The 21,571-nt window shown below is 55.6% G+C and carries 19 protein-coding genes and 4 tRNA genes; all 23 read left to right on the top strand.

Annotated features, from left to right (window positions below; translation table 11 throughout):
- Positions 1-210 precede the first annotated feature (210 nt).
- The 23 genes from birA to rplW all read left to right on the top strand — a co-directional run bounded on the left by birA (position 211) and on the right by rplW (position 21,567).
- Complete coding sequence (gene birA / locus KW839_RS21800) at positions 211-1,170, top strand: bifunctional biotin--[acetyl-CoA-carboxylase] ligase/biotin operon repressor BirA (protein ID WP_218425454.1); 960 nt, start codon at positions 211-213, stop codon at positions 1,168-1,170.
- Positions 1,160-1,909: a pantothenate kinase gene (locus KW839_RS21795; protein ID WP_060541901.1), complete on the top strand. Its 750-nt coding sequence runs from the start codon at positions 1,160-1,162 to the stop codon at positions 1,907-1,909. Before birA ends, KW839_RS21795 begins: the two co-directional genes overlap by 11 nt.
- Positions 1,910-1,916: 7 nt before the next feature.
- Positions 1,917-2,357: a hypothetical protein gene (locus KW839_RS21790; protein WP_218425453.1), complete on the top strand. Its 441-nt coding sequence runs from the start codon at positions 1,917-1,919 to the stop codon at positions 2,355-2,357.
- A gap of 142 nt (positions 2,358-2,499) precedes the next feature.
- Positions 2,500-2,584: transfer RNA gene (locus KW839_RS21785), tRNA-Tyr, on the top strand.
- 23 nt (positions 2,585-2,607) lie between these two features.
- A tRNA-Gly gene (locus KW839_RS21780) sits at positions 2,608-2,681 on the top strand.
- 26 nt (positions 2,682-2,707) lie between these two features.
- A tRNA-Thr gene (locus tag KW839_RS21775) sits at positions 2,708-2,783 on the top strand.
- 171 nt (positions 2,784-2,954) lie between these two features.
- A tRNA-Trp gene (locus tag KW839_RS21770) sits at positions 2,955-3,030 on the top strand.
- A gap of 45 nt (positions 3,031-3,075) precedes the next feature.
- Positions 3,076-3,444, top strand: a complete 369-nt coding sequence (gene secE, locus KW839_RS21765; protein WP_060541899.1) for a preprotein translocase subunit SecE — start codon at positions 3,076-3,078, stop codon at positions 3,442-3,444.
- Positions 3,445-3,453: 9 nt separating this feature from the next.
- Positions 3,454-3,987, top strand: coding sequence for a transcription termination/antitermination protein NusG (gene nusG / locus KW839_RS21760; protein WP_007984405.1), 534 nt, complete (start codon positions 3,454-3,456; stop codon positions 3,985-3,987).
- A gap of 117 nt (positions 3,988-4,104) precedes the next feature.
- Positions 4,105-4,536, top strand: coding sequence for a 50S ribosomal protein L11 (gene rplK / locus KW839_RS21755; RefSeq protein ID WP_003176435.1), 432 nt, complete (start codon positions 4,105-4,107; stop codon positions 4,534-4,536).
- Positions 4,536-5,231 (top strand): 50S ribosomal protein L1, encoded by a 696-nt coding sequence (rplA, locus tag KW839_RS21750; protein ID WP_042561348.1) that lies wholly within the window; start codon positions 4,536-4,538, stop codon positions 5,229-5,231. The genes rplK and rplA overlap by 1 nt, the downstream gene beginning before the upstream one ends.
- 198 nt (positions 5,232-5,429) lie before the next feature.
- The gene (gene rplJ / locus KW839_RS21745) at positions 5,430-5,930 is read left to right on the top strand and encodes a 50S ribosomal protein L10 (protein WP_060541898.1); all 501 of its coding nucleotides are present in this window, start codon (positions 5,430-5,432) and stop codon (positions 5,928-5,930) included.
- A gap of 78 nt (positions 5,931-6,008) precedes the next feature.
- A complete protein-coding gene (rplL, locus tag KW839_RS21740; RefSeq protein WP_060541897.1) occupies positions 6,009-6,374 on the top strand; it encodes a 50S ribosomal protein L7/L12 in 366 nt (121 codons plus the stop codon).
- 220 nt (positions 6,375-6,594) lie between these two features.
- Complete coding sequence (gene rpoB, locus KW839_RS21735) at positions 6,595-10,668, top strand: DNA-directed RNA polymerase subunit beta (protein ID WP_007984407.1); 4,074 nt, start codon at positions 6,595-6,597, stop codon at positions 10,666-10,668.
- Between the two features lie 64 nt (positions 10,669-10,732).
- On the top strand, positions 10,733-14,932 hold the full coding sequence (gene rpoC, locus KW839_RS21730) for a DNA-directed RNA polymerase subunit beta' (RefSeq protein WP_060541896.1): 4,200 nt from the start codon (positions 10,733-10,735) through the stop codon (positions 14,930-14,932).
- Between the two features lie 216 nt (positions 14,933-15,148).
- The gene (gene rpsL / locus KW839_RS21725; protein WP_002555494.1) at positions 15,149-15,520 is read left to right on the top strand and encodes a 30S ribosomal protein S12; all 372 of its coding nucleotides are present in this window, start codon (positions 15,149-15,151) and stop codon (positions 15,518-15,520) included.
- Between the two features lie 118 nt (positions 15,521-15,638).
- A complete protein-coding gene (rpsG, locus tag KW839_RS21720) occupies positions 15,639-16,109 on the top strand; it encodes a 30S ribosomal protein S7 (RefSeq protein ID WP_002555493.1) in 471 nt (156 codons plus the stop codon).
- 30 nt (positions 16,110-16,139) lie between these two features.
- Entirely contained in the window at positions 16,140-18,245 is a 2,106-nt protein-coding gene (fusA, locus tag KW839_RS21715) for an elongation factor G (RefSeq protein WP_060541895.1), read from the top strand.
- A gap of 31 nt (positions 18,246-18,276) precedes the next feature.
- On the top strand, positions 18,277-19,470 hold the full coding sequence (tuf, locus tag KW839_RS21710; protein WP_060541894.1) for an elongation factor Tu: 1,194 nt from the start codon (positions 18,277-18,279) through the stop codon (positions 19,468-19,470).
- 158 nt (positions 19,471-19,628) lie between these two features.
- Positions 19,629-19,940, top strand: coding sequence for a 30S ribosomal protein S10 (gene rpsJ, locus KW839_RS21705; protein ID WP_003186070.1), 312 nt, complete (start codon positions 19,629-19,631; stop codon positions 19,938-19,940).
- Between the two features lie 80 nt (positions 19,941-20,020).
- The gene (gene rplC, locus KW839_RS21700; RefSeq protein WP_003186059.1) at positions 20,021-20,656 is read left to right on the top strand and encodes a 50S ribosomal protein L3; all 636 of its coding nucleotides are present in this window, start codon (positions 20,021-20,023) and stop codon (positions 20,654-20,656) included.
- Between the two features lie 12 nt (positions 20,657-20,668).
- Positions 20,669-21,271, top strand: a complete 603-nt coding sequence (rplD, locus tag KW839_RS21695) for a 50S ribosomal protein L4 (RefSeq protein ID WP_003228735.1) — start codon at positions 20,669-20,671, stop codon at positions 21,269-21,271.
- Positions 21,268-21,567: a 50S ribosomal protein L23 gene (gene rplW, locus KW839_RS21690; protein ID WP_002555488.1), complete on the top strand. Its 300-nt coding sequence runs from the start codon at positions 21,268-21,270 to the stop codon at positions 21,565-21,567. The genes rplD and rplW overlap by 4 nt, the downstream gene beginning before the upstream one ends.
- The last annotated feature ends 4 nt before the right edge of the window (positions 21,568-21,571 follow it).

Below are 21,571 nucleotides of genomic sequence, written 5' to 3'. Positions count from 1 at the left end.
ACTCAGCAGTGAAACGATGCATCGCCGATGGTAGTGTGGGGTTTCCCCATGTGAGAGTAGGTCATCGTCAAGATTAAATTCCGAAACCCCTATCTGCGTATGCAGGTAGGGGTTTTGTTTTTGGTCGCGAGAAAGTTTGCTTGTCGGGATTTCTATGCAATGGCTCGGTGCGTGGCTATTATGCGGGCCTCATTGTGAGGCGAGAGTTGCATGCTGACGTTGTTAGAGCTTCTTAAAGATGGCCGATTCCATTCGGGCCAGGCCCTGGGCGCAGCCTTGGGTGTCAGTCGCAGTGCTGTGTGGAAGCAGCTTCAGCATCTGGAGGCCGAATTGGGTTTGTCTATTCATAAGGTCCGCGGGCGCGGCTATCAGTTGGCCACGCCGTTGGCGCTGCTTGATCCTGCGGCAATAAATGCGCGAGCGCCTTCCTGCGCCTGGCCTGTCCTGACTTTCGACTCAATTGACTCTACCAATGCCCAGGCGCTGCGGGCCATCGAGCAAGGGCGGGCCGCGCCGTTTCTGGTGCTGGCTGAGCGGCAGACTGCGGGTCGCGGTCGACGCGGTCGAAAATGGGTAAGTCCTTTCGCGGAAAACGTCTATTACAGCCTTGTCCTGCGTATCGATGGTGGTATGCGTCAACTGGAAGGCCTGAGTCTTGTGGTTGGGCTCGCCGCACTGCAGACCTTGCGTGACCTGGGTATCGCGGGAGCTGGGTTGAAGTGGCCTAACGACGTCCTGGTGGGGCGGAAAAAGATCGCCGGCATACTCCTGGAGCTGGTGGGGGATCCTGCTGACGTGTGTCACGTTGTTCTCGGTATCGGGATAAATGTGAATATGCAGGCAACCGATGAGGTTGATCAGCAGTGGACGTCCATGCGGCTTGAGTCCGGCAAGGTGTTTGATCGCAATGTCCTGGTCGCCGCATTGGGGGTTACGCTTGAGAAGTACCTTGCTCGACATCAGGCCGGTGGCTTTTCAGCTATCCAGGCGGAGTGGGAGCAAAATCATCTGTGGCAAGGGCGAGACGTGTCTTTGATTGCGGGTGCCAACCAAATAGATGGCAAGGTACTGGGTATCGATAACCAGGGTGCTTTGCGCCTGCAGGTGGGTGGTGTGGAGAAAGTTTTCAGTGGTGGCGAGCTGAGCCTGAGGTTGCGTGATGATTCTTGAGCTCGACTGCGGAAATAGTTTCATCAAGTGGCGTGTGCTCGCTACCAATGCCCGTCAGGTGTTAGGCGAGGGCGTGGTTGATTCGGATCTGGCTCTACTGGAGGGCGTAAGGGCTATCAGTGGGCTAGCCCTTGCCTTCTGCCGCCTGGTTAGTGTCAGGACCGCCGATGAGACCAGTGCGTTGACGAGTCTGTTGGCTGAGGCGTTCGGAGTATCTGCGGTGTGCGCGACACCGGCCCGCGAGATGTCGGGTGTCCGTAATGGCTATGAAGAATTCGAGCGGCTGGGCCTTGATCGCTGGCTGGCAATGCTCGGCGGTTTTCACCTGGCTGGGGGCGCTTCTCTTGTGCTCGACTTCGGTACGGCTGTTACTGCTGATTTCGTTGCGGCGGATGGAGTGCATCTCGGTGGTTTCATATGCCCGGGCATGCCATTGATGCGCAATCAGCTGCGCACTCATACGCGGAAAATCCGTTATGGCGATCTGGCAGCCGAACAGGCCCTGGAGAGTCTGGTTCCCGGTCGTACCACTGTTGAGGCTGTCGAGCGTGGCTGCCTGTTGATGCTGCGCGGTTTCGTGCTAACCCAGCTTGAACTTGCCCACAGCTATTGGGGTGAGGATTTCAGCGTATTCCTCACCGGTGGGGATGCAGACCTCGTTTCCGAGATCGTGCCTCGTGCCAAAGTGGTGCCGGACCTGGTGTTTGTCGGTTTGGCTATGGCCTGTCCCTTGTCCTGAGGTTTCTATGCGTTGGTTGTTTCTGCTGCTGCTTGTTCTCAACGGGTTCTATTACATCTGGAATCAACAGGAGGCCCCTCTGCGCGCCAAGGATGTAACGTCTTTGAGCTTGTATAAAGGGACTCAGCAGGATATTCGCCTGTTGAGTGAGGCGGCTGATACATCCAGGGAAAAAACCAAGCCTGTGTTGCCTGACGGAAGCTGCCTTTATCTGGGGGGCTATGTTCGTCTGGATGCGGCGCAAGCCGTTGAGCGGCGGTTGAGCGGGATGGAAGTCAAGTTCCAGTCGCTACCTCGGAGTGGGGCTGAAACGGCCGGTTATTGGGTGCGAATCGCCCCCGAAAGCAGGCGCTGGCTGGATGAACTGCAGCTGCAAAACCTTTCCAAAGAATTCAATGAGTTAAAACATAAAATAATGCCTTGCGAGGGGGTTGCGCCCTTCGAATAGTTTGCATAGAATGGCGCCCGCTCCACAGCGAACACCGGAAACGGTAAGCGGTGTGAAGCGGGTCAACGCAGCTAACCTCAAGTTTTTATTGAGAAAAGTGCTTGACAGAAGGCTGGCATGATGTAGAATGCCGGCTCGCTTAGGAGGGGTTCCCGAGCGGCCAAAGGGATCAGACTGTAAATCTGACGTCTACGACTTCGAAGGTTCGAATCCTTCCCCCTCCACCATTTTAGCGAGAGCTGCAAGCCTCGCGGGTATAGTTTAGTGGTAGAACCTCAGCCTTCCAAGCTGATGATGCGGGTTCGATTCCCGCTACCCGCTCCAAGTTTGCAGGTTTTGCACAGTGTTGCGCTCTTGTAGCTCAGTTGGTAGAGCACACCCTTGGTAAGGGTGAGGTCAGCGGTTCAAATCCGCTCAAGAGCTCCATATAACAAGGCAGATATGAAAATATCTGCCTTTGTTTTAATGGCCTGGGATGTTCTTCGTTGTTCGTGGGGTGATCTGAGTCCCTGGTTCTGGCGGAGTGCTCAAGGTCATTGAGTAAATGGTTGTAAAGTCTTTTTCAGGTCTGCATAATGGTCGGCCTGATTTTGTTTTAGGTCAGTAGCTCAATTGGCAGAGCGACGGTCTCCAAAACCGTAGGTTGGGGGTTCGATTCCCTCCTGACCTGCCAGATTCACTCGGTGTGTCTGGCTTTCTTTTCACAGGATCTTCATAGATGACTCCTAAAGCTGAAGCTCAAGGTTCTCGCTTCGATCTGCTCAAGTGGCTAGTAGTAGTTGCTTTGGTGGCTGTTGGCGTTGTTGGCAATCAGTACTTCTCTGCTTCGCCGATTCTGTACCGTGTGCTCGCTTTGCTCGTGATTGCTGCTGTAGCTGCCTTTGTAGGCCTGCAGACAGTGAAGGGCAAGTCTTTCTTTGTTCTTGTAAAGGAAGCGCGCACCGAGATTCGTAAAGTCGTTTGGCCAACTCGCCAAGAAACCACGCAGACCACGTTGATCGTTGTGGCTGTTGTTCTGGTTATGGCGTTGCTGTTGTGGGGGCTTGATTCCCTGCTCGGCTGGCTTGTTTCCTTGATTGTCGGCTAAGGGTGTCCCGTGGCTAAGCGTTGGTATGTTGTGCATGCTTACTCCGGTTACGAGAAGCATGTAATGCGCTCGCTCATCGAGCGCGTAAAGCTGGCTGGCATGGAAGATGGCTTCGGCGAGATTCTGGTCCCCACTGAAGAAGTGGTTGAGATGCGCAATGGCCAGAAGCGCAAAAGCGAACGCAAATTCTTCCCTGGCTACGTGCTGGTGCAGATGGATATGAACGAGGGTACTTGGCACTTGGTCAAGGACACGCCTCGGGTGATGGGTTTCATCGGCGGTACCGCTGACAAGCCTGCGCCAATCACCGATAAAGAAGCAGAAGCGATTCTGCGTCGCGTTGCTGATGGTAGCGACAAGCCGAAGCCGAAGACATTGTTCGAGCCGGGTGAGTCGGTGCGTGTCAATGACGGTCCGTTCGCTGACTTTACCGGTGTTGTTGAAGAAGTTAACTACGAAAAGAGCCGCATCCAGGTGGCTGTGCTCATTTTCGGTCGCTCTACTCCGGTAGAGCTAGAGTTCAGCCAGGTCGAAAAGGTCTAGCTGAGCAAAAATCCCAACCCCGCAGCCATAGGCTGTGGGGTTTTGTCGTCACTGGGATAAACGCGCAAGTAACCGGGGAGCCTTTCGAGGCGTTTGAACCCGTAATTGGAGTGCCTCATGGCCAAGAAGATTACCGCTTACATCAAGCTGCAAGTGAAGGCCGCTCAGGCTAACCCAAGCCCACCTGTTGGTCCTGCTCTGGGTCAACACGGCGTGAACATCATGGAATTCTGCAAGGCTTTCAACGCCCGTACCCAGGGTCTTGAGCCAGGTCTGCCGACTCCAGTGATCATCACTGTCTACAGCGACCGTAGCTTCACTTTCGAAACCAAATCCACCCCTGCTTCGGTTCTGCTGAAGAAGGCGGCCGGTCTGACCAGCGGTTCCGCTCGTCCGAACACCGTTAAGGTTGGCACCGTGACTCGTGCTCAGCTGGAAGAAATCGCGAAAACCAAAAACGCGGATCTGACTGCAGCTGATATGGATGCAGCCGTGCGTACCATCGCCGGTTCTGCTCGTAGCATGGGCCTTAACGTGGAGGGTGTGTAATGGCTAAGCTGACCAAGCGTCAAAAGGCTATCGCCGGCAAAATCGAAGCAGGCAAGGCCTACAACATTGTAGACGCCGCTGCCCTGCTGGCTGAGCTGTCGACTGTCAAGTTCAGCGAGTCGTTCGACGTAGCTGTAAACCTGGGTGTTGACCCGCGTAAATCCGACCAGGTCGTTCGTAGCGCTACTGTGCTGCCTCACGGCACTGGCAAGACCGTTCGCGTTGCTGTGTTCACCCAGGGTCCAGCTGCTGAGGCCGCTCTGGCTGCCGGCGCTGACCGTGTAGGTATGGACGACCTGGCTGCCGAAATGAAAGGCGGCGACCTGAACTATGACGTAGTTATCGCATCCCCGGATGCAATGCGCGTTGTAGGTCAGTTGGGTCAGATCCTCGGTCCACGTGGTCTGATGCCTAACCCTAAAGTTGGTACCGTGACTCCAGACGTAGCTACCGCGGTTAAAAACGCCAAGGCTGGTCAGGTTCGTTATCGCACCGACAAAAACGGCATCATCCACACTTCCGTTGGCAAGATGGGCTTCGACGCCGTCAAGCTGAAGGAAAACGTTGAAGCCCTGATCGCTGATCTGAAGCGTATCAAGCCAGCTTCCTCGAAAGGCATTTACGTCAAGCGCGTTACCCTGAGCACCACTATGGGCCCAGGTCTGATCATCGATCAAAGCTCGCTCGACGCGTAAGACACAGGTTGGCGCAAGCGATTGCGCCAATTGAAAAATTGGGGTCCCTGCCTGGCGGGGGCTATCCAAGACCGTAGGCGGCGCAAGTCTTAAACCACAAGCCTACGCAGATGGTGCTCCCGGTTCCTTACCGAATCAGACACCAAAACGACATCCGGCTCCGGCCAGATGAAACGGTAACAAGCAGGAGTTAAACCCGTGGCAATTAATCTCGAAGACAAGAAGGCCATCGTCGCTGAAGTCAACGAGGCTGCCAAAGTCGCTCTGTCCGCTGTCGTGGCTGATGCCCGTGGTGTGACAGTAGGCGCAATGACCGGACTCCGTAAAGAGGCTCGTGAAGCTGGCGTATACGTACGTGTTGTACGTAACACCCTGCTCAAGCGCGCTGTTGCTGACACTGAATACAGTGTCCTCAACGACGTGTTCACCGGCCCGACTCTGATCGCGTTCTCCAAGGATCATCCAGGCGCTGCTGCCCGTTTGTTCAAAGAGTTCGCCAAGAGTCAGGACAAGTTCGAGATCAAGGCAGCTGCGTTCGAGGGCAAGTTCCTCGCAGCTAACCAAATCGACGTACTGGCAACACTGCCGACCCGCGACGAAGCCATTTCGCAGCTGATGAGCGTGATTCAAGGCGCTACCAGCAAGCTGGCTCGTACTCTGGCTGCAGTTCGCGAGCAAAAAGAAGCTGCCGCAGCCTAAGGCTGAGCACTTTCTCTCGCGTATTTTTGTTTATTTCGATGGCCGCGTAGGCCGTCCCCCAATTCAGGAAATACAGTAATGTCTATCTCCCAAGAAGATATCCTCAACGCCGTAGCTGAAATGTCGGTTCTGCAGGTTGTTGAGCTGATCAAAGCTTTCGAAGAAAAATTCGGCGTTTCCGCTGCTGCTGCTTCGGCTGGTCCAGCTGTTGCTGCTGCCGTTGCTGAAGAGCAAACCGAATTCAACGTCATGCTGACCGAAGCTGGCGAGAAGAAAGTAAACGTGATCAAGGCAGTACGTGAACTGACCGGTCTGGGCCTGAAAGAAGCCAAGGCTGTAGTTGACGGCGCTCCTGCCATGGTTCTGGAAGCTGTTGCCAAAGACGCAGCTGACAAAGCCAAAGCAGCTCTGGAAGAAGCAGGCGCTAAAGTCGAGCTGAAGTAAGCATCGACTTTGCGTTTCCAGCCCGAGCGTTAAGCGACAGGCTGATGGCTGGTGGCTCTTGCCACCGGCCTTTTTCCGTTATTGGCAGCCGACTGGGTCGGTGCCGGTAACGAGCTGTAACCACCCGATGCGGTGGCGCAAACCATGGGGTTTGCACGATTTTCTGGCTGCTCCCGTCGGGAGGGGCCAAACAAGCAGGTGACCAAGCTGGGGAACGCTGATGGCTTACTCATATACTGAGAAAAAACGTATCCGCAAGGACTTTAGCAAGTTGCCGGACGTCATGGATGTGCCGTACCTCCTGGCCATCCAGCTGGATTCGTATCGTGAATTCTTGCAAGCGGGAGCGACTAAAGATCAGTTCCGCGACGTGGGCCTGCATGCGGCCTTCAAATCCGTTTTCCCGATCATCAGCTACTCCGGCAATGCTGCGCTGGAGTACGTCGGTTATCGCCTGGGCGAACCGGCATTTGATGTCAAAGAATGCGTATTGCGCGGTGTAACTTACGCCGTACCTTTGCGGGTAAAAGTGCGCCTGATCATTTTCGACAAAGAATCGTCGAACAAAGCGATCAAGGACATCAAAGAGCAAGAAGTCTACATGGGCGAAATCCCACTGATGACTGAAAACGGTACCTTCGTAATCAACGGTACCGAGCGTGTAATCGTTTCCCAGCTGCACCGTTCCCCGGGCGTGTTCTTCGACCACGACCGTGGCAAGACGCACAGCTCCGGTAAACTGCTGTACTCCGCGCGCATCATTCCTTACCGCGGTTCGTGGCTGGACTTCGAGTTCGACCCGAAAGACTGCGTGTTCGTGCGTATCGACCGTCGTCGCAAGCTGCCTGCATCGGTACTGCTGCGTGCGCTCGGCTATACCACTGAAGAAGTGCTGGACGCGTTCTACACCACCAACGTATTCCACGTGAAGGGCGAGACCCTGAGCCTGGAGCTGGTGCCTCAGCGCCTGCGCGGTGAAATCGCTGTCCTCGATATCCAGGATGACAAAGGCAAGGTTATTGTCGAGCAGGGTCGTCGTATCACCGCTCGCCACATCAACCAGCTGGAAAAGGCCGGGATCAAAGAGCTGGATGTGCCTCTGGACTACGTCCTGGGTCGCACAACCGCCAAGGTCATCGTGCACCCGGCAACCGGCGAAATCCTGGCAGAGTGCAACACCGAGCTGAACACCGAGATCCTGGCCAAAATCGCCAAGGCTCAAGTTGTTCGCATCGAAACTCTGTACACCAACGATATCGACTGCGGTCCGTTCGTCTCCGACACATTGAAGATCGATTCCACCAGCAACCAATTGGAAGCGCTGGTCGAGATCTATCGCATGATGCGTCCAGGCGAGCCGCCTACCAAAGACGCTGCCGAGACCCTGTTCAACAACCTGTTCTTCAGCCCTGAGCGCTATGACCTGTCTGCGGTCGGCCGGATGAAGTTCAACCGTCGTATCGGTCGTACCGAGATCGAAGGTTCGGGCGTGCTGTGCAAGGAAGACATCGTCGCGGTACTGAAGACTCTGGTCGACATCCGTAACGGTAAAGGCATCGTCGATGACATCGACCACCTGGGTAACCGTCGTGTTCGCTGCGTAGGCGAAATGGCCGAGAACCAGTTCCGCGTTGGCCTGGTACGTGTTGAGCGTGCGGTCAAAGAGCGTCTGTCGATGGCTGAAAGCGAAGGCCTGATGCCGCAAGACCTGATCAACGCCAAGCCAGTGGCTGCAGCGGTGAAAGAGTTCTTCGGTTCCAGCCAGCTGTCCCAGTTCATGGACCAGAACAACCCGCTGTCCGAGATCACCCACAAGCGTCGTGTCTCTGCACTCGGCCCTGGCGGTCTGACTCGTGAGCGCGCCGGCTTTGAAGTTCGTGACGTACACCCGACTCACTACGGTCGTGTATGCCCGATCGAAACGCCGGAAGGTCCGAACATCGGTCTGATCAACTCCCTGGCGGCTTATGCGCGCACCAACCAGTACGGCTTCCTTGAGAGCCCGTACCGTGTGGTGAAAGACGCTCTGGTCACCGACGAGATCGTATTCCTGTCTGCCATCGAAGAAGCTGATCACGTGATCGCTCAGGCTTCGGCCACGATGAACGACAAGAAAGTCCTGATCGACGAGCTGGTAGCTGTTCGTCACTTGAACGAATTCACCGTCAAGGCGCCGGAAGACGTCACCTTGATGGACGTCTCGCCGAAGCAGGTAGTTTCGGTCGCAGCGTCGCTGATTCCGTTCCTCGAGCACGACGACGCCAACCGTGCGTTGATGGGTTCGAACATGCAGCGTCAAGCTGTACCAACCCTGCGCGCTGACAAGCCGCTGGTAGGTACCGGCATGGAGCGTAACGTAGCCCGTGACTCCGGCGTTTGCGTCGTGGCTCGTCGTGGCGGCGTGATCGACTCTGTCGACGCCAGCCGTATCGTGGTTCGTGTTGCTGATGACGAAGTTGAAACCGGTGAAGCCGGTGTCGACATCTACAACCTGACCAAATACACCCGCTCCAACCAGAACACCTGCATCAACCAGCGTCCGCTGGTGCGTAAAGGTGATCGGGTCCAGCGTAGCGACATCATGGCCGACGGCCCGTCCACCGACATGGGTGAACTGGCGCTGGGTCAGAACATGCGCATCGCCTTCATGGCATGGAACGGCTTCAACTTCGAAGACTCCATCTGCCTGTCGGAACGCGTTGTTCAAGAAGACCGTTTCACCACGATCCACATCCAGGAACTGACCTGTGTGGCCCGTGACACCAAGCTTGGCCCAGAGGAAATCACTGCGGACATCCCGAACGTGGGTGAAGCTGCACTGAACAAGCTGGACGAAGCCGGTATCGTTTATGTAGGCGCTGAAGTAGGCGCAGGCGACATCCTGGTTGGTAAGGTCACTCCGAAAGGCGAGACCCAACTGACTCCGGAAGAAAAACTGCTGCGTGCGATCTTCGGTGAGAAAGCCAGCGACGTTAAAGACACTTCCCTGCGCGTACCTACCGGTACCAAGGGTACTGTCATCGACGTACAGGTCTTCACCCGCGACGGCGTTGAGCGTGATGCTCGTGCACTGTCGATCGAGAAGTCCCAGCTGGACGAGATCCGCAAGGACCTCAACGAAGAGTTCCGTATCGTTGAAGGTGCTACTTTCGAACGTCTGCGTTCCGCTCTGGTCGGCCACAAAGCCGAAGGCGGCGCCGGTCTGAAGAAAGGCCAGGACATCACCGACGAAGTACTCGACGGTCTTGAGCACGGCCAGTGGTTCAAACTGCGCATGGCTGAAGACGCTCTGAACGAGCAGCTCGAGAAGGCCCAGGCCTACATCGTTGATCGCCGCCGTCTGCTGGACGACAAGTTCGAAGACAAGAAGCGCAAACTGCAGCAGGGCGATGACCTGGCTCCAGGCGTGCTGAAAATCGTCAAGGTTTACCTGGCAATCCGTCGTCGCATCCAGCCGGGCGACAAGATGGCCGGTCGTCACGGTAACAAAGGTGTGGTCTCCGTGATCATGCCGGTTGAAGACATGCCGCACGATGCCAATGGCACCCCGGTCGACGTCGTCCTCAACCCGTTGGGCGTACCTTCGCGTATGAACGTTGGTCAGATCCTTGAAACCCACCTGGGCCTCGCGGCCAAGGGCCTGGGCGAGAAGATCAACCGCATGGTTGAAGAGCAGCGTAAAGTTGCCGAGCTGCGTAAATTCCTGCACGAGATCTATAACGAGATCGGCGGTCGTCAGGAAAGCCTCGATGACTTCTCCGACCAGGAAATCCTGGATCTGGCTCAAAACCTGCGTGGCGGCGTTCCAATGGCCACTCCAGTGTTCGACGGTGCCAAGGAAAGCGAAATCAAGGCCATGCTGAAACTGGCAGACCTGCCAGAAAGCGGCCAGATGCAGCTGACCGACGGCCGTACCGGCAACAAGTTCGAGCGCCCGGTTACCGTTGGCTACATGTACATGCTGAAGCTGAACCACTTGGTAGACGACAAGATGCACGCTCGTTCTACCGGTTCGTACAGCCTGGTTACCCAGCAGCCGCTGGGTGGTAAGGCGCAGTTCGGTGGTCAGCGTTTCGGGGAGATGGAGGTCTGGGCACTGGAAGCATACGGTGCCGCTTACACTCTGCAAGAAATGCTCACAGTGAAGTCGGACGATGTGAACGGCCGTACCAAGATGTACAAAAACATCGTGGATGGCGATCACCGTATGGAGCCGGGCATGCCCGAGTCCTTCAACGTGTTGATCAAGGAAATTCGTTCCCTCGGCATCGATATCGATCTGGAAACCGAATAACACGTGACGCGAATCGAGAGCGGGGCAGGATTGCCCGCTCTCTGCTCCGCCAGGAGGAAAGGCCTTGAAAGACCTACTGAATTTGCTGAAAAACCAGGGTCAAGTCGAAGAGTTCGACGCCATCCGTATTGGATTGGCATCGCCTGAGATGATCCGTTCGTGGTCGTTCGGTGAAGTTAAAAAGCCGGAAACCATCAACTACCGTACGTTCAAACCTGAGCGTGACGGCCTGTTCTGCGCCAAGATCTTTGGCCCGGTAAAGGATTACGAGTGCCTGTGCGGTAAGTACAAGCGCTTGAAGCACCGTGGTGTGATCTGCGAGAAGTGCGGCGTTGAAGTCGCGCTGGCAAAAGTTCGTCGTGAGCGCATGGCGCACATCGAACTGGCCTCGCCAGTTGCCCACATCTGGTTCCTGAAATCGCTGCCGTCGCGTATCGGCTTGCTGATGGACATGACCCTGCGTGATATCGAACGCGTTCTCTACTTCGAGAGCTATGTCGTTATCGATCCAGGCATGACCACCCTTGAAAAAGGTCAGCTGCTCAACGACGAGCAGTACTTCGAAGCGCTGGAAGAGTTCGGTGATGACTTCGACGCCCGCATGGGTGCTGAAGCTGTCCGTGAACTGCTGCACGCTATCGACCTGGAACACGAGATTGGCCGTCTGCGTGAAGAGATTCCGCAAACCAACTCCGAAACCAAGATCAAGAAGCTGTCCAAGCGTCTGAAGTTGATGGAAGCCTTCCAGGGTTCCGGCAACCTGCCAGAGTGGATGGTGCTGACCGTTCTGCCGGTTCTGCCGCCAGATCTGCGTCCACTGGTCCCGCTGGATGGCGGTCGCTTCGCGACTTCCGACCTCAACGATCTGTATCGTCGAGTGATCAACCGTAACAACCGTTTGAAGCGCCTGCTGGATCTGTCCGCTCCGGACATCATCGTGCGCAACGAAAAGCGTATGTTGCAGGAAGCCGTCGACGCACTGCTCGACAACGGTCGTCGTGGCCGCGCTATCACCGGTTCCAACAAGCGTCCTCTGAAATCCCTGGCTGACATGATCAAGGGTAAGCAAGGTCGTTTCCGTCAGAACTTGCTCGGTAAGCGTGTTGACTACTCCGGTCGTTCGGTAATTACCGTAGGTCCAACCCTGCGTCTGCACCAGTGCGGTCTGCCGAAGAAAATGGCTCTCGAGCTGTTCAAGCCGTTCATTTTCGGCAAGCTGGAAATGCGTGGTCTCGCGACCACCATCAAAGCTGCCAAGAAGATGGTCGAGCGCGAGCTGCCGGAAGTTTGGGACGTTCTCGCTGAAGTGATTCGCGAACACCCGGTTCTTCTCAACCGTGCACCGACCCTTCACCGTCTGGGTATCCAGGCGTTTGAACCGGTACTGATCGAAGGTAAGGCTATCCAGCTGCACCCTCTGGTCTGCGCCGCGTACAACGCCGACTTCGACGGCGACCAAATGGCCGTGCACGTACCGCTGACGCTGGAAGCCCAGCTCGAAGCGCGTGCGTTGATGATGTCGACCAACAACATTCTGTCGCCAGCCAACGGTGAGCCAATCATCGTTCCGTCGCAGGACGTTGTATTGGGTCTGTACTACATGACTCGTGAAGCGATCAACGCCAAGGGCGAAGGTCGTGTGTTCGCGGATCTGCAGGAAGTTGACCGTGTGTTCCGTGCCGGCGAAGCCGCACTGCACGCCAAGGTCAAAGTGCGGATCAACGAAACCGTCAACGACCGTGACGGTGGCAGCGTGAGCGGCACTCGTATCGTCGACACTACTGTCGGCCGTGCGTTGCTGTATCAGGTTGTGCCAAAAGGTCTGTCCTACGACGTCGTCAACCTGCCAATGAAGAAAAAGGCGATCTCCAAGCTGATCAACCAGTGCTACCGCGTGGTTGGTTTGAAAGAGACCGTGATCTTCGCTGACCAGTTGATGTACACCGGTTTCGCTTACTCGACCATTTCCGGCGTTTCCATCGGTGTTAACGACTTCGTTATCCCGGATGAAAAAGCCCGCATCATCGGTGCTGCCACCGACGAAGTGAAAGAGATCGAAAGTCAGTACGCCTCCGGCCTGGTAACCCAGGGCGAGAAGTACAACAAAGTGATCGACCTTTGGTCGAAAGCGAACGACGAAGTCTCCAAGGCGATGATGGCCAACCTCTCGAAAGAGAAAGTCATCGACCGTCATGGCGTCGAAGTCGACCAGGAATCCTTCAACTCGATGTACATGATGGCTGACTCTGGTGCGCGGGGTTCCGCAGCACAGATTCGTCAGCTGGCCGGTATGCGTGGCCTGATGGCCAAGCCGGACGGTTCCATCATTGAAACGCCGATTACTGCGAACTTCCGTGAAGGTTTGAGCGTACTTCAGTACTTCATCTCTACTCACGGTGCTCGTAAGGGTCTGGCGGATACCGCGTTGAAAACTGCGAACTCCGGTTACCTGACTCGTCGTCTGGTAGACGTGGCGCAAGATCTGGTTGTAACCGAGATCGATTGCGGCACCGAACACGGTCTGTTGATGACACCGCACATTGAAGGCGGTGACGTTGTAGAGCCGTTGGGTGAACGCGTATTGGGTCGTGTTATCGCCCGTGACGTATTCAAGCCAGGTACCGAGGACATCATCGTTCCTGCTGGCACCCTGGTAGACGAGAAGTGGGTCGAGTTCATCGAACTCAACAGCATCGACGAAGTGATTGTTCGCTCGCCGATCAGCTGCGAAACCCGCTACGGCATTTGCGCCAAGTGCTACGGCCGTGACTTGGCTCGCGGTCACCAGGTGAACATCGGTGAAGCTGTCGGCGTAATCGCTGCACAGTCGATCGGTGAGCCGGGTACCCAGCTGACGATGCGTACGTTCCACATCGGTGGTGCGGCAAGCCGGACCTCCGCAGCCGACAGCGTTCAGGTGAAGAATGGCGGCACCGTCCGTCTGCACAATTTGAAGCACGTTGAGCGAGTGGATGGTCACCTGGTTGCTGTGTCCCGTTCCGGTGAGCTGGCCATCGCTGATGACTTCGGTCGTGAGCGCGAGCGTTACAAGCTGCCGTACGGTGCCGTGATTTCGGTTAAAGAAGGTGACAAGGTCGACGCTGGCGCAATCGTGGCCAAGTGGGATCCGCACACTCACCCGATCGTTACCGAAATGAAAGGTACCGTGACCTACGTGGGCATGGAAGAAGGCATCACGATCAAGCGTCAGACTGACGAATTGACCGGTATGACCAACATTGAAGTACTCGACGCCAAAGATCGTCCAGCTGCTGGCAAGGACATCCGTCCTGCCGTGAAGATGGTCGACGACAACGGCAAGGATCTGTTGCTGCCAGGCACTGACGTTATCGCTCAGTACTTCCTGCCAGCCAACGCCCTGGTCGGTGTAGCGGACGGTGCGAAGATCGCGATCGGTGATGTTATCGCTCGTATCCCGCAAGAAACTTCGAAGACTCGTGACATCACCGGTGGTCTGCCGCGTGTTGCCGACTTGTTCGAAGCTCGTCGTCCGAAAGAAGCGTCGATTCTGGCTGAAGTCAGCGGCACCATCGCGTTCGGTAAAGAGACCAAAGGCAAGCGCCGTCTGGTTATCACCCCGAACGACGGTAGTGATCCGTACGAAGAGCTGATTCCGAAGTGGCGTCACCTGAACGTGTTCGAAGGCGAACAGGTAAACCGCGGCGAAGTTATCTCCGACGGTCCAAGCGATCCACACGACATCCTGCGTCTGCTGGGTGTGAGTGCGCTGGCCAAGTACATCGTCAACGAGATCCAGGACGTTTACCGTCTGCAAGGCGTGAAGATCAACGACAAGCACATCGAGACCATCCTGCGTCAGATGCTGCGTAAAGTTGAAATCGCTGAATCCGGCGATTCCAGTTTCATCAAGGGCGACCAGATGGAATTGACTCACGTTCTGGTAGAGAACGAGCGTTTGAGCGGCGAAGACAAGTTTGTCTCCAAGTTCACTCGCGTTCTGCTGGGTATCACCAAGGCGTCGTTGTCCACCGAATCGTTCATCTCGGCGGCTTCCTTCCAGGAAACCACTCGCGTACTGACCGAAGCGGCGGTAACCGGCAAGCGCGACTACCTGCGCGGCCTGAAAGAAAACGTGGTCGTGGGTCGTCTGATCCCGGCTGGTACCGGCCTGGCTTATCACAGCGAGCGTAAGCGTCGTCGTGATGCAGACAAGCCGTTGCGCGTAAGCGCCAGTGAAGTGGAAGCTGCACTGACCGAAGCGCTGAACTCGAGCGGTAACTGAGTTCTGCGGTAAATGAGCGTGGGGCCCCGGTCGCACCGTTCATCGAATCGAGACAATTTGTCGAGGTTGGATGAGCGGGGAGGTCGGGGCCTTGCCTTGACTGGGGACAAGATCCTCTTTAGACTCTTGTACCCCTAAATTTGGCGGGAATTCGTTCCTGCCATTTTGCTTTTCTTGCAAGACAATAGCGTCGCAAGACAACAGTGGAGCTAGTAGATGGCAACTATCAACCAGCTGGTACGTCAGCCGCGTAAGCGTATCGTCGAGAAATCCGACGTGCCTGCGCTGCAGAACTGCCCGCAACGCCGTGGCGTGTGCACCCGTGTGTACACCACCACGCCGAAAAAACCTAACTCGGCACTGCGTAAAGTATGCCGTGTGCGCCTGACCAACGGTTTCGAGGTTTCCTCGTACATCGGCGGTGAAGGCCACAACCTGCAAGAGCACAGCGTGGTACTGATCCGCGGCGGTCGTGTAAAAGACTTGCCAGGTGTTCGTTACCACACCGTACGCGGTTCTCTGGATACTTCCGGCGTTAAAGGTCGTAACCAGGGTCGTTCGAAGTACGGTACCAAGAAGCCTAAGTAGTAGCGGCTTTTTGTAAAAACTGATTTTCTATTTTTCTGAGTCGATAAGAGTAAGGTCGGAGGCGTCCCGCAAGGGCACCGATTCCGAGCGAACCTGAAGACCGTTTGAGGGCTTATCCATGCCAAGAAGACGCGTAGCAGCCAAGCGCGAAGTGCTTGACGATCCAAAATACGGAAGCCAAATCCTGGCCAAGTTCATGAACCACGTGATGGAAAGCGGCAAGAAAGCCGTTGCCGAGCGTATCGTTTATGGCGCGCTGGAAAAGGTTAAAGAACGCAAGAACAGCGACCCCCTGGAAATCTTCGAGAAAGCTCTCGACGCCATCGCTCCGCTGGTCGAAGTAAAGTCGCGCCGTGTAGGCGGTGCTACTTACCAGGTTCCGGTTGAAGTTCGTCCGTCCCGTCGTAACGCTCTGGCAATGCGCTGGTTGGTAGACTTCGCCCGCAAGCGCGGCGAGAAGTCTATGGCTCTGCGTTTGGCTGGCGAACTGCTGGACGCCGCCGAAGGTAAAGGTGCTGCAGTTAAGAAGCGTGAAGACGTGCACCGTATGGCTGAAGCCAACAAGGCTTTCTCGCACTACCGCTTCTAATTTTAGCGTCACTAATTTTGCGAGGGCTTTATGGCTCGTACTACACCGATTAACCGCTACCGTAACATTGGTATCGTTGCTCACGTGGATGCTGGTAAAACCACCACCACCGAGCGCGTCCTTTTTTACACTGGCAAAAGCCACAAGATGGGCGAAGTGCATGATGGCGCTGCGACCACTGACTGGATGGTGCAGGAGCAGGAGCGTGGTATTACCATTACTTCTGCTGCCATTACCGCCTTCTGGCAGGGTTCCGCCAAGCAGCACAAAGACCAATACCGCTTCAACGTCATCGATACCCCGGGCCACGTGGACTTCACCATTGAAGTTGAACGTTCCCTGCGTGTACTCGACGGCGCTGTCGTTGTGTTCTGTGGTACTTCCGGCGTTGAGCCGCAGTCCGAAACCGTATGGCGTCAAGCCAACAAGTACGGCGTTCCACGTATTGTTTACGTGAACAAGATGGACCGTGCCGGTGCTAACTTCCTGCGCGTGATCGCTCAGATCAAGCAGCGTCTGGGCCACACTCCAGTGCCAATCCAGTTGGCTATCGGTTCCGAAGACAACTTCCAGGGTCAGATCGATCTGATGACCATGGAAGCGGTTTACTGGAACGATGCTGACAAGGGCATGACTCCACGTCGCGAAGCTATCCCTGCTGAACTGCAGGAACTGGCTGAAGAGTGGCGCAGCAACATGGTTGAGGCTGCTGCCGAAGCCAGCGAAGAGCTGATGAACAAGTACCTGGAAGGTGAAGAACTCACCATCGAGGAAATCAAGGCCGCTCTGCGTCAGCGTACTATCGCTGGCGAAATCGTCCTGGCTGTTTGCGGTTCTTCCTTCAAGAACAAGGGCGTTCCCCTGGTTCTCGACGCCGTTATCGACTACCTGCCGGCTCCTGTCGACATTCCTGCTATCAAGGGTTCCAACCCTGATAACGAGGAAGAAGAGATGGAGCGTCACGCGGACGACAACGAGCCGTTCTCGGCTCTGGCGTTCAAGATCGCTACCGACCCATTCGTGGGTACCTTGACCTTCGTCCGCGTTTACTCGGGCGTATTGGCCTCCGGCGACGGCGTGATCAACTCGGTTAAAGGCAAGAAAGAGCGCGTGGGTCGTATGGTGCAAATGCACGCAAACGCCCGTGAAGAGATCAAGGAAGTACGCGCTGGCGACATCGCGGCCCTGATCGGCATGAAGGACGTCACCACTGGTGAAACCCTCTGCAACGCTGACAAGCCAATCATCCTGGTTCGCATGGACTTCCCGGAGCCGGTTATCTCGGTTGCCGTAGAGCCTAAGACCAAGGATGACCAGGAAAAAATGGGTATCGCTCTGGGCAAGCTTGCTCAGGAAGACCCGTCTTTCCGCGTCAAGACTGATGAAGAGACTGGTCAAACGATCATCTCTGGCATGGGCGAGCTGCACCTGGACATCCTGGTTGACCGGATGCGCCGTGAGTTCAACGTCGAAGCCAACATCGGTAAGCCTCAGGTTTCGTATCGTGAGCGCATCACGAAGAACTGCGAAATCGAAGGCAAGTTCGTTCGTCAGTCCGGCGGTCGTGGCCAGTTCGGCCATTGCTGGATCCGTTTTGCTCCTGCTGACGAAGGTCAGGAAGGTCTGCAATTCGTGAACGAAGTAGTGGGTGGTGTGGTTCCTAAGGAATACATCCCGGCTATCCAGAAGGGTATCGAAGAGCAGATGAAGAACGGCGTTGTTGCCGGCTATCCGCTGATCGGCCTGAAGGCTACCGTGTTTGATGGTTCCTACCACGACGTCGACTCGAACGAGATGGCGTTTAAGGTGGCTGCTTCCATGGCGACCAAGCAACTGGCCCAGAAGGGCGGTGGTGAGCTGCTTGAGCCGATCATGGCGGTAGAGGTTGTTACGCCTGAAGACTATATGGGTGACGTGATGGGCGACCTTAACCGTCGTCGCGGCATGATTCTGGGTATGGAAGATACGGTTTCCGGTAAGGTTATCCGTGCTGAAGTTCCGTTGGGCGAGATGTTCGGTTATGCGACCGACGTTCGTTCGATGTCCCAGGGTCGCGCAAGCTACTCTATGGAATTCAAAAAATACAATACAGCTCCGTCGCACATCGTCGAAACTGTTACCAAAAAACAAGGCTGATTCAGCCCCTTTAGGCTAGGAGTTAATTGTCGTGGCTAAAGAAAAATTTGATCGTTCCCTTCCGCACGTCAACGTTGGCACCATCGGTCACGTTGACCACGGTAAAACCACTCTGACCGCTGCTCTGACTCGCGTCTGCTCCGAAGTTTTCGGTTCGGCTCGTGTTGACTTCGACAAGATCGACAGCGCACCAGAAGAAAAAGCTCGCGGTATCACCATCAACACCGCGCACGTTGAGTACAACTCGAAGATCCGTCACTACGCTCACGTTGACTGCCCAGGTCACGCTGACTATGTGAAGAACATGATCACCGGTGCTGCTCAAATGGACGGCGCTATCCTGGTTTGCTCGGCCGCTGATGGTCCGATGCCACAAACCCGTGAGCACATCCTGCTGTCCCGTCAGGTAGGCGTTCCGTACATCGTGGTTTTCCTGAACAAGGCCGACCTGGTAGACGACGCTGAGCTGCTGGAACTGGTTGAGATGGAAGTTCGCGACCTGCTGTCCACCTACGACTTCCCGGGCGATGACACTCCAATCATCATCGGTTCGGCTCGTATGGCTCTGGAAGGCCTGGACGACAACGAGATGGGCACCACTGCCGTCAAGAAGCTGGTTGAAACTCTGGACAGCTACATCCCAGAGCCAGAGCGCGCTATCGACAAGCCGTTCCTGATGCCAATCGAAGACGTGTTCTCGATCTCCGGTCGCGGTACCGTTGTTACCGGTCGTATCGAGCGTGGCGTTGTAAACGTTCAAGACCCACTGGAAATCGTTGGTCTGCGTGACACCACCACCACCACCTGCACCGGTGTTGAAATGTTCCGCAAGCTGCTCGACCAAGGTCGTGCTGGCGAGAACTGCGGCGTTCTGCTGCGTGGTACCAAGCGTGACGACGTTGAGCGTGGCCAGGTTCTGGTTAAGCCAGGTTCGGTTAAGCCGCACACCAAGTTCACCGCAGAAGTTTACGTTCTGAGCAAGGAAGAAGGCGGTCGTCACACTCCGTTCTTCAAAGGCTACCGTCCACAGTTCTACTTCCGTACTACTGACGTGACTGGTAACTGCGAGCTGCCAGAAGGCGTTGAAATGGTAATGCCAGGTGACAACATTCAGATGACTGTTACCCTGATCAAAACCATCGCAATGGAAGACGGTCTGCGCTTCGCTATCCGTGAAGGCGGCCGTACCGTTGGTGCTGGCGTTGTAGCTAAAATCATCGAGTAATCTCTTCACCGAGATAGCTTTGATGTTTTGAAAAGGCCCCCGCTCAGCGGGGGCCTTTTTTATTGGGTTGACACCCATCTGGGGCGTCTATAGAATTGCGCCTCCTTTTAACGGGCGTATTGCGCCCGGTGGGAATAGCAGCCGGAGTCTGAAATCCAATGCAAAATCAGCAAATCCGTATCAGGTTGAAGGCTTTCGACCATCGCCTGATCGACCAATCAACCCAGGAAATCGTGGAAACCGCGAAACGTACTGGTGCTCAAGTGCGTGGTCCAATTCCACTGCCTACCCGTAAAGAGCGGTTCACCGTTCTGGTCTCCCCGCACGTCAACAAAGACGCGCGTGACCAGTACGAGATCCGTACTCATAAGCGCGTTCTGGACATCGTCCAGCCAACGGATAAAACCGTTGATGCTCTTATGAAGCTTGATCTTGCGGCCGGTGTGGAAGTGCAGATCAGCCTCGGCTAAGACTCGGTCTTAGTCGTGTAACGCTCTGAAATGGGCGGCCATAGCGGGTGAAAGCCCCGTACACTCATGAGGTTTACAACATGACTATTGGTGTAGTCGGTCGTAAATGCGGTATGACCCGTATTTTCACCGAAGAAGGTGTCTCCATTCCGGTCACGGTCATTGAGATCGAGCCGAATCGCGTCACCCAGTTCAAAACTGAAGAGACCGATGGCTATCGTGCAGTGCAAGTCACTGTCGGCGAGCGTCGTGCTTCGCGTGTAACAGCAGCTCAGGCTGGCCACTTCGCTAAAGCGAACGTTGCCGCTGGTCGTACCGTAATGGAATTCCGCCTTGAAGAAGGCGAGTACCAGGCCGGCGATCTGATCAACGCTGAAATCTTCGCCGCTGGTCAACTGGTTGATGTAACCGGTCAGTCCAAGGGTAAAGGCTTCCAGGGTACGATCAAGCGTTGGAATTTCCGCGGGCAAGATAACACCCACGGTAACTCCGTATCCCACCGCGTTCCAGGCTCTATCGGCCAGTGCCAGACTCCTGGTCGTGTATTCAAGGGCAAAAAAATGTCCGGTCATATGGGCGCTGAGCGCGTGACCGTGCAGTCCCTCGAAGTAGTGCGCGTGGACGCTGAACGCAATCTGTTGTTGGTCAAGGGCGCTGTTCCTGGCGCTACTGGCGGCAACTTGGTTGTACGTCCAGCAGCCAAGGCTCGCGGTTAAGGGGAAGCTGACATGCAATTAAATGTAAATGACGCTCAAGCGATCGAAGTTTCCGAACTGACATTTGGCGGCGAATTCAACGAGACGCTGGTTCACCAAGCAGTCGTAGCCTACATGGCTGGCGGTCGTCAGGGTTCCAAGCAGCAAAAGACCCGTTCCGACGTTCGTGGTGGCGGTAAGCGCCCATGGCGTCAGAAAGGTACTGGCCGTGCTCGTGCCGGTACTATCCGTAGCCCAATCTGGCGTGGCGGCGGTACCACTTTCGCAGCTCGTCCTCAGGATCACTCCCAGAAGCTGAACAAGAAGATGTATCGCGCAGCAATGCGTTCCATCCTTGCTGAGCTGGTGCGTACTGATCGTCTGGTTGTGGTTCAGGATTTCGCCGTTGAAACGCCGAAAACCAAAGACCTGCTGGGCAAGCTGAACAACATGAGCCTGACCGACGTTCTGATCGTGTCCGACGCTGTTGATCAGAACCTGTACCTGGCTGCTCGTAACCTGCCACACGTTGATGTACGTGACGTGCAAGGTTCCGATCCAGTTAGTCTGATCGCATACGACAAGGTGTTGATCACCGTGTCGGCCGTGAAGAAATTCGAGGAGCTGCTGGGATGAACCAGGAACGCGTATTTAAAGTTCTGCTTGGCCCGCACGTTTCCGAGAAGGCTACGGTTCTGGCAGACAAGAAAGGCCAGTTCGTTTTCAAGGTTGCAACTGACGCAACCAAGCTGGAAATCAAGAAGGCCGTCGAAAGCCTGTTCAGCGTGAAAGTTGAGCGTGTTACTACCCTGAACGTTCTGGGTAAGAGCAAGCGCACAGCTCGCGGTCTGGGCAAGCGTAATGACTGGAAGAAGGCAGTTATCTCCCTTCAGCCAGGCCAAGATCTCGATTTCAGCAGCAGTGCTGAGTAAGGAA

This window comes from Pseudomonas sp. PDM31 (assembly GCF_019218965.1).
GTDB lineage: Bacteria > Pseudomonadota > Gammaproteobacteria > Pseudomonadales > Pseudomonadaceae > Aquipseudomonas.
This window is presented reverse-complemented; position numbering and strand designations above follow the sequence as displayed.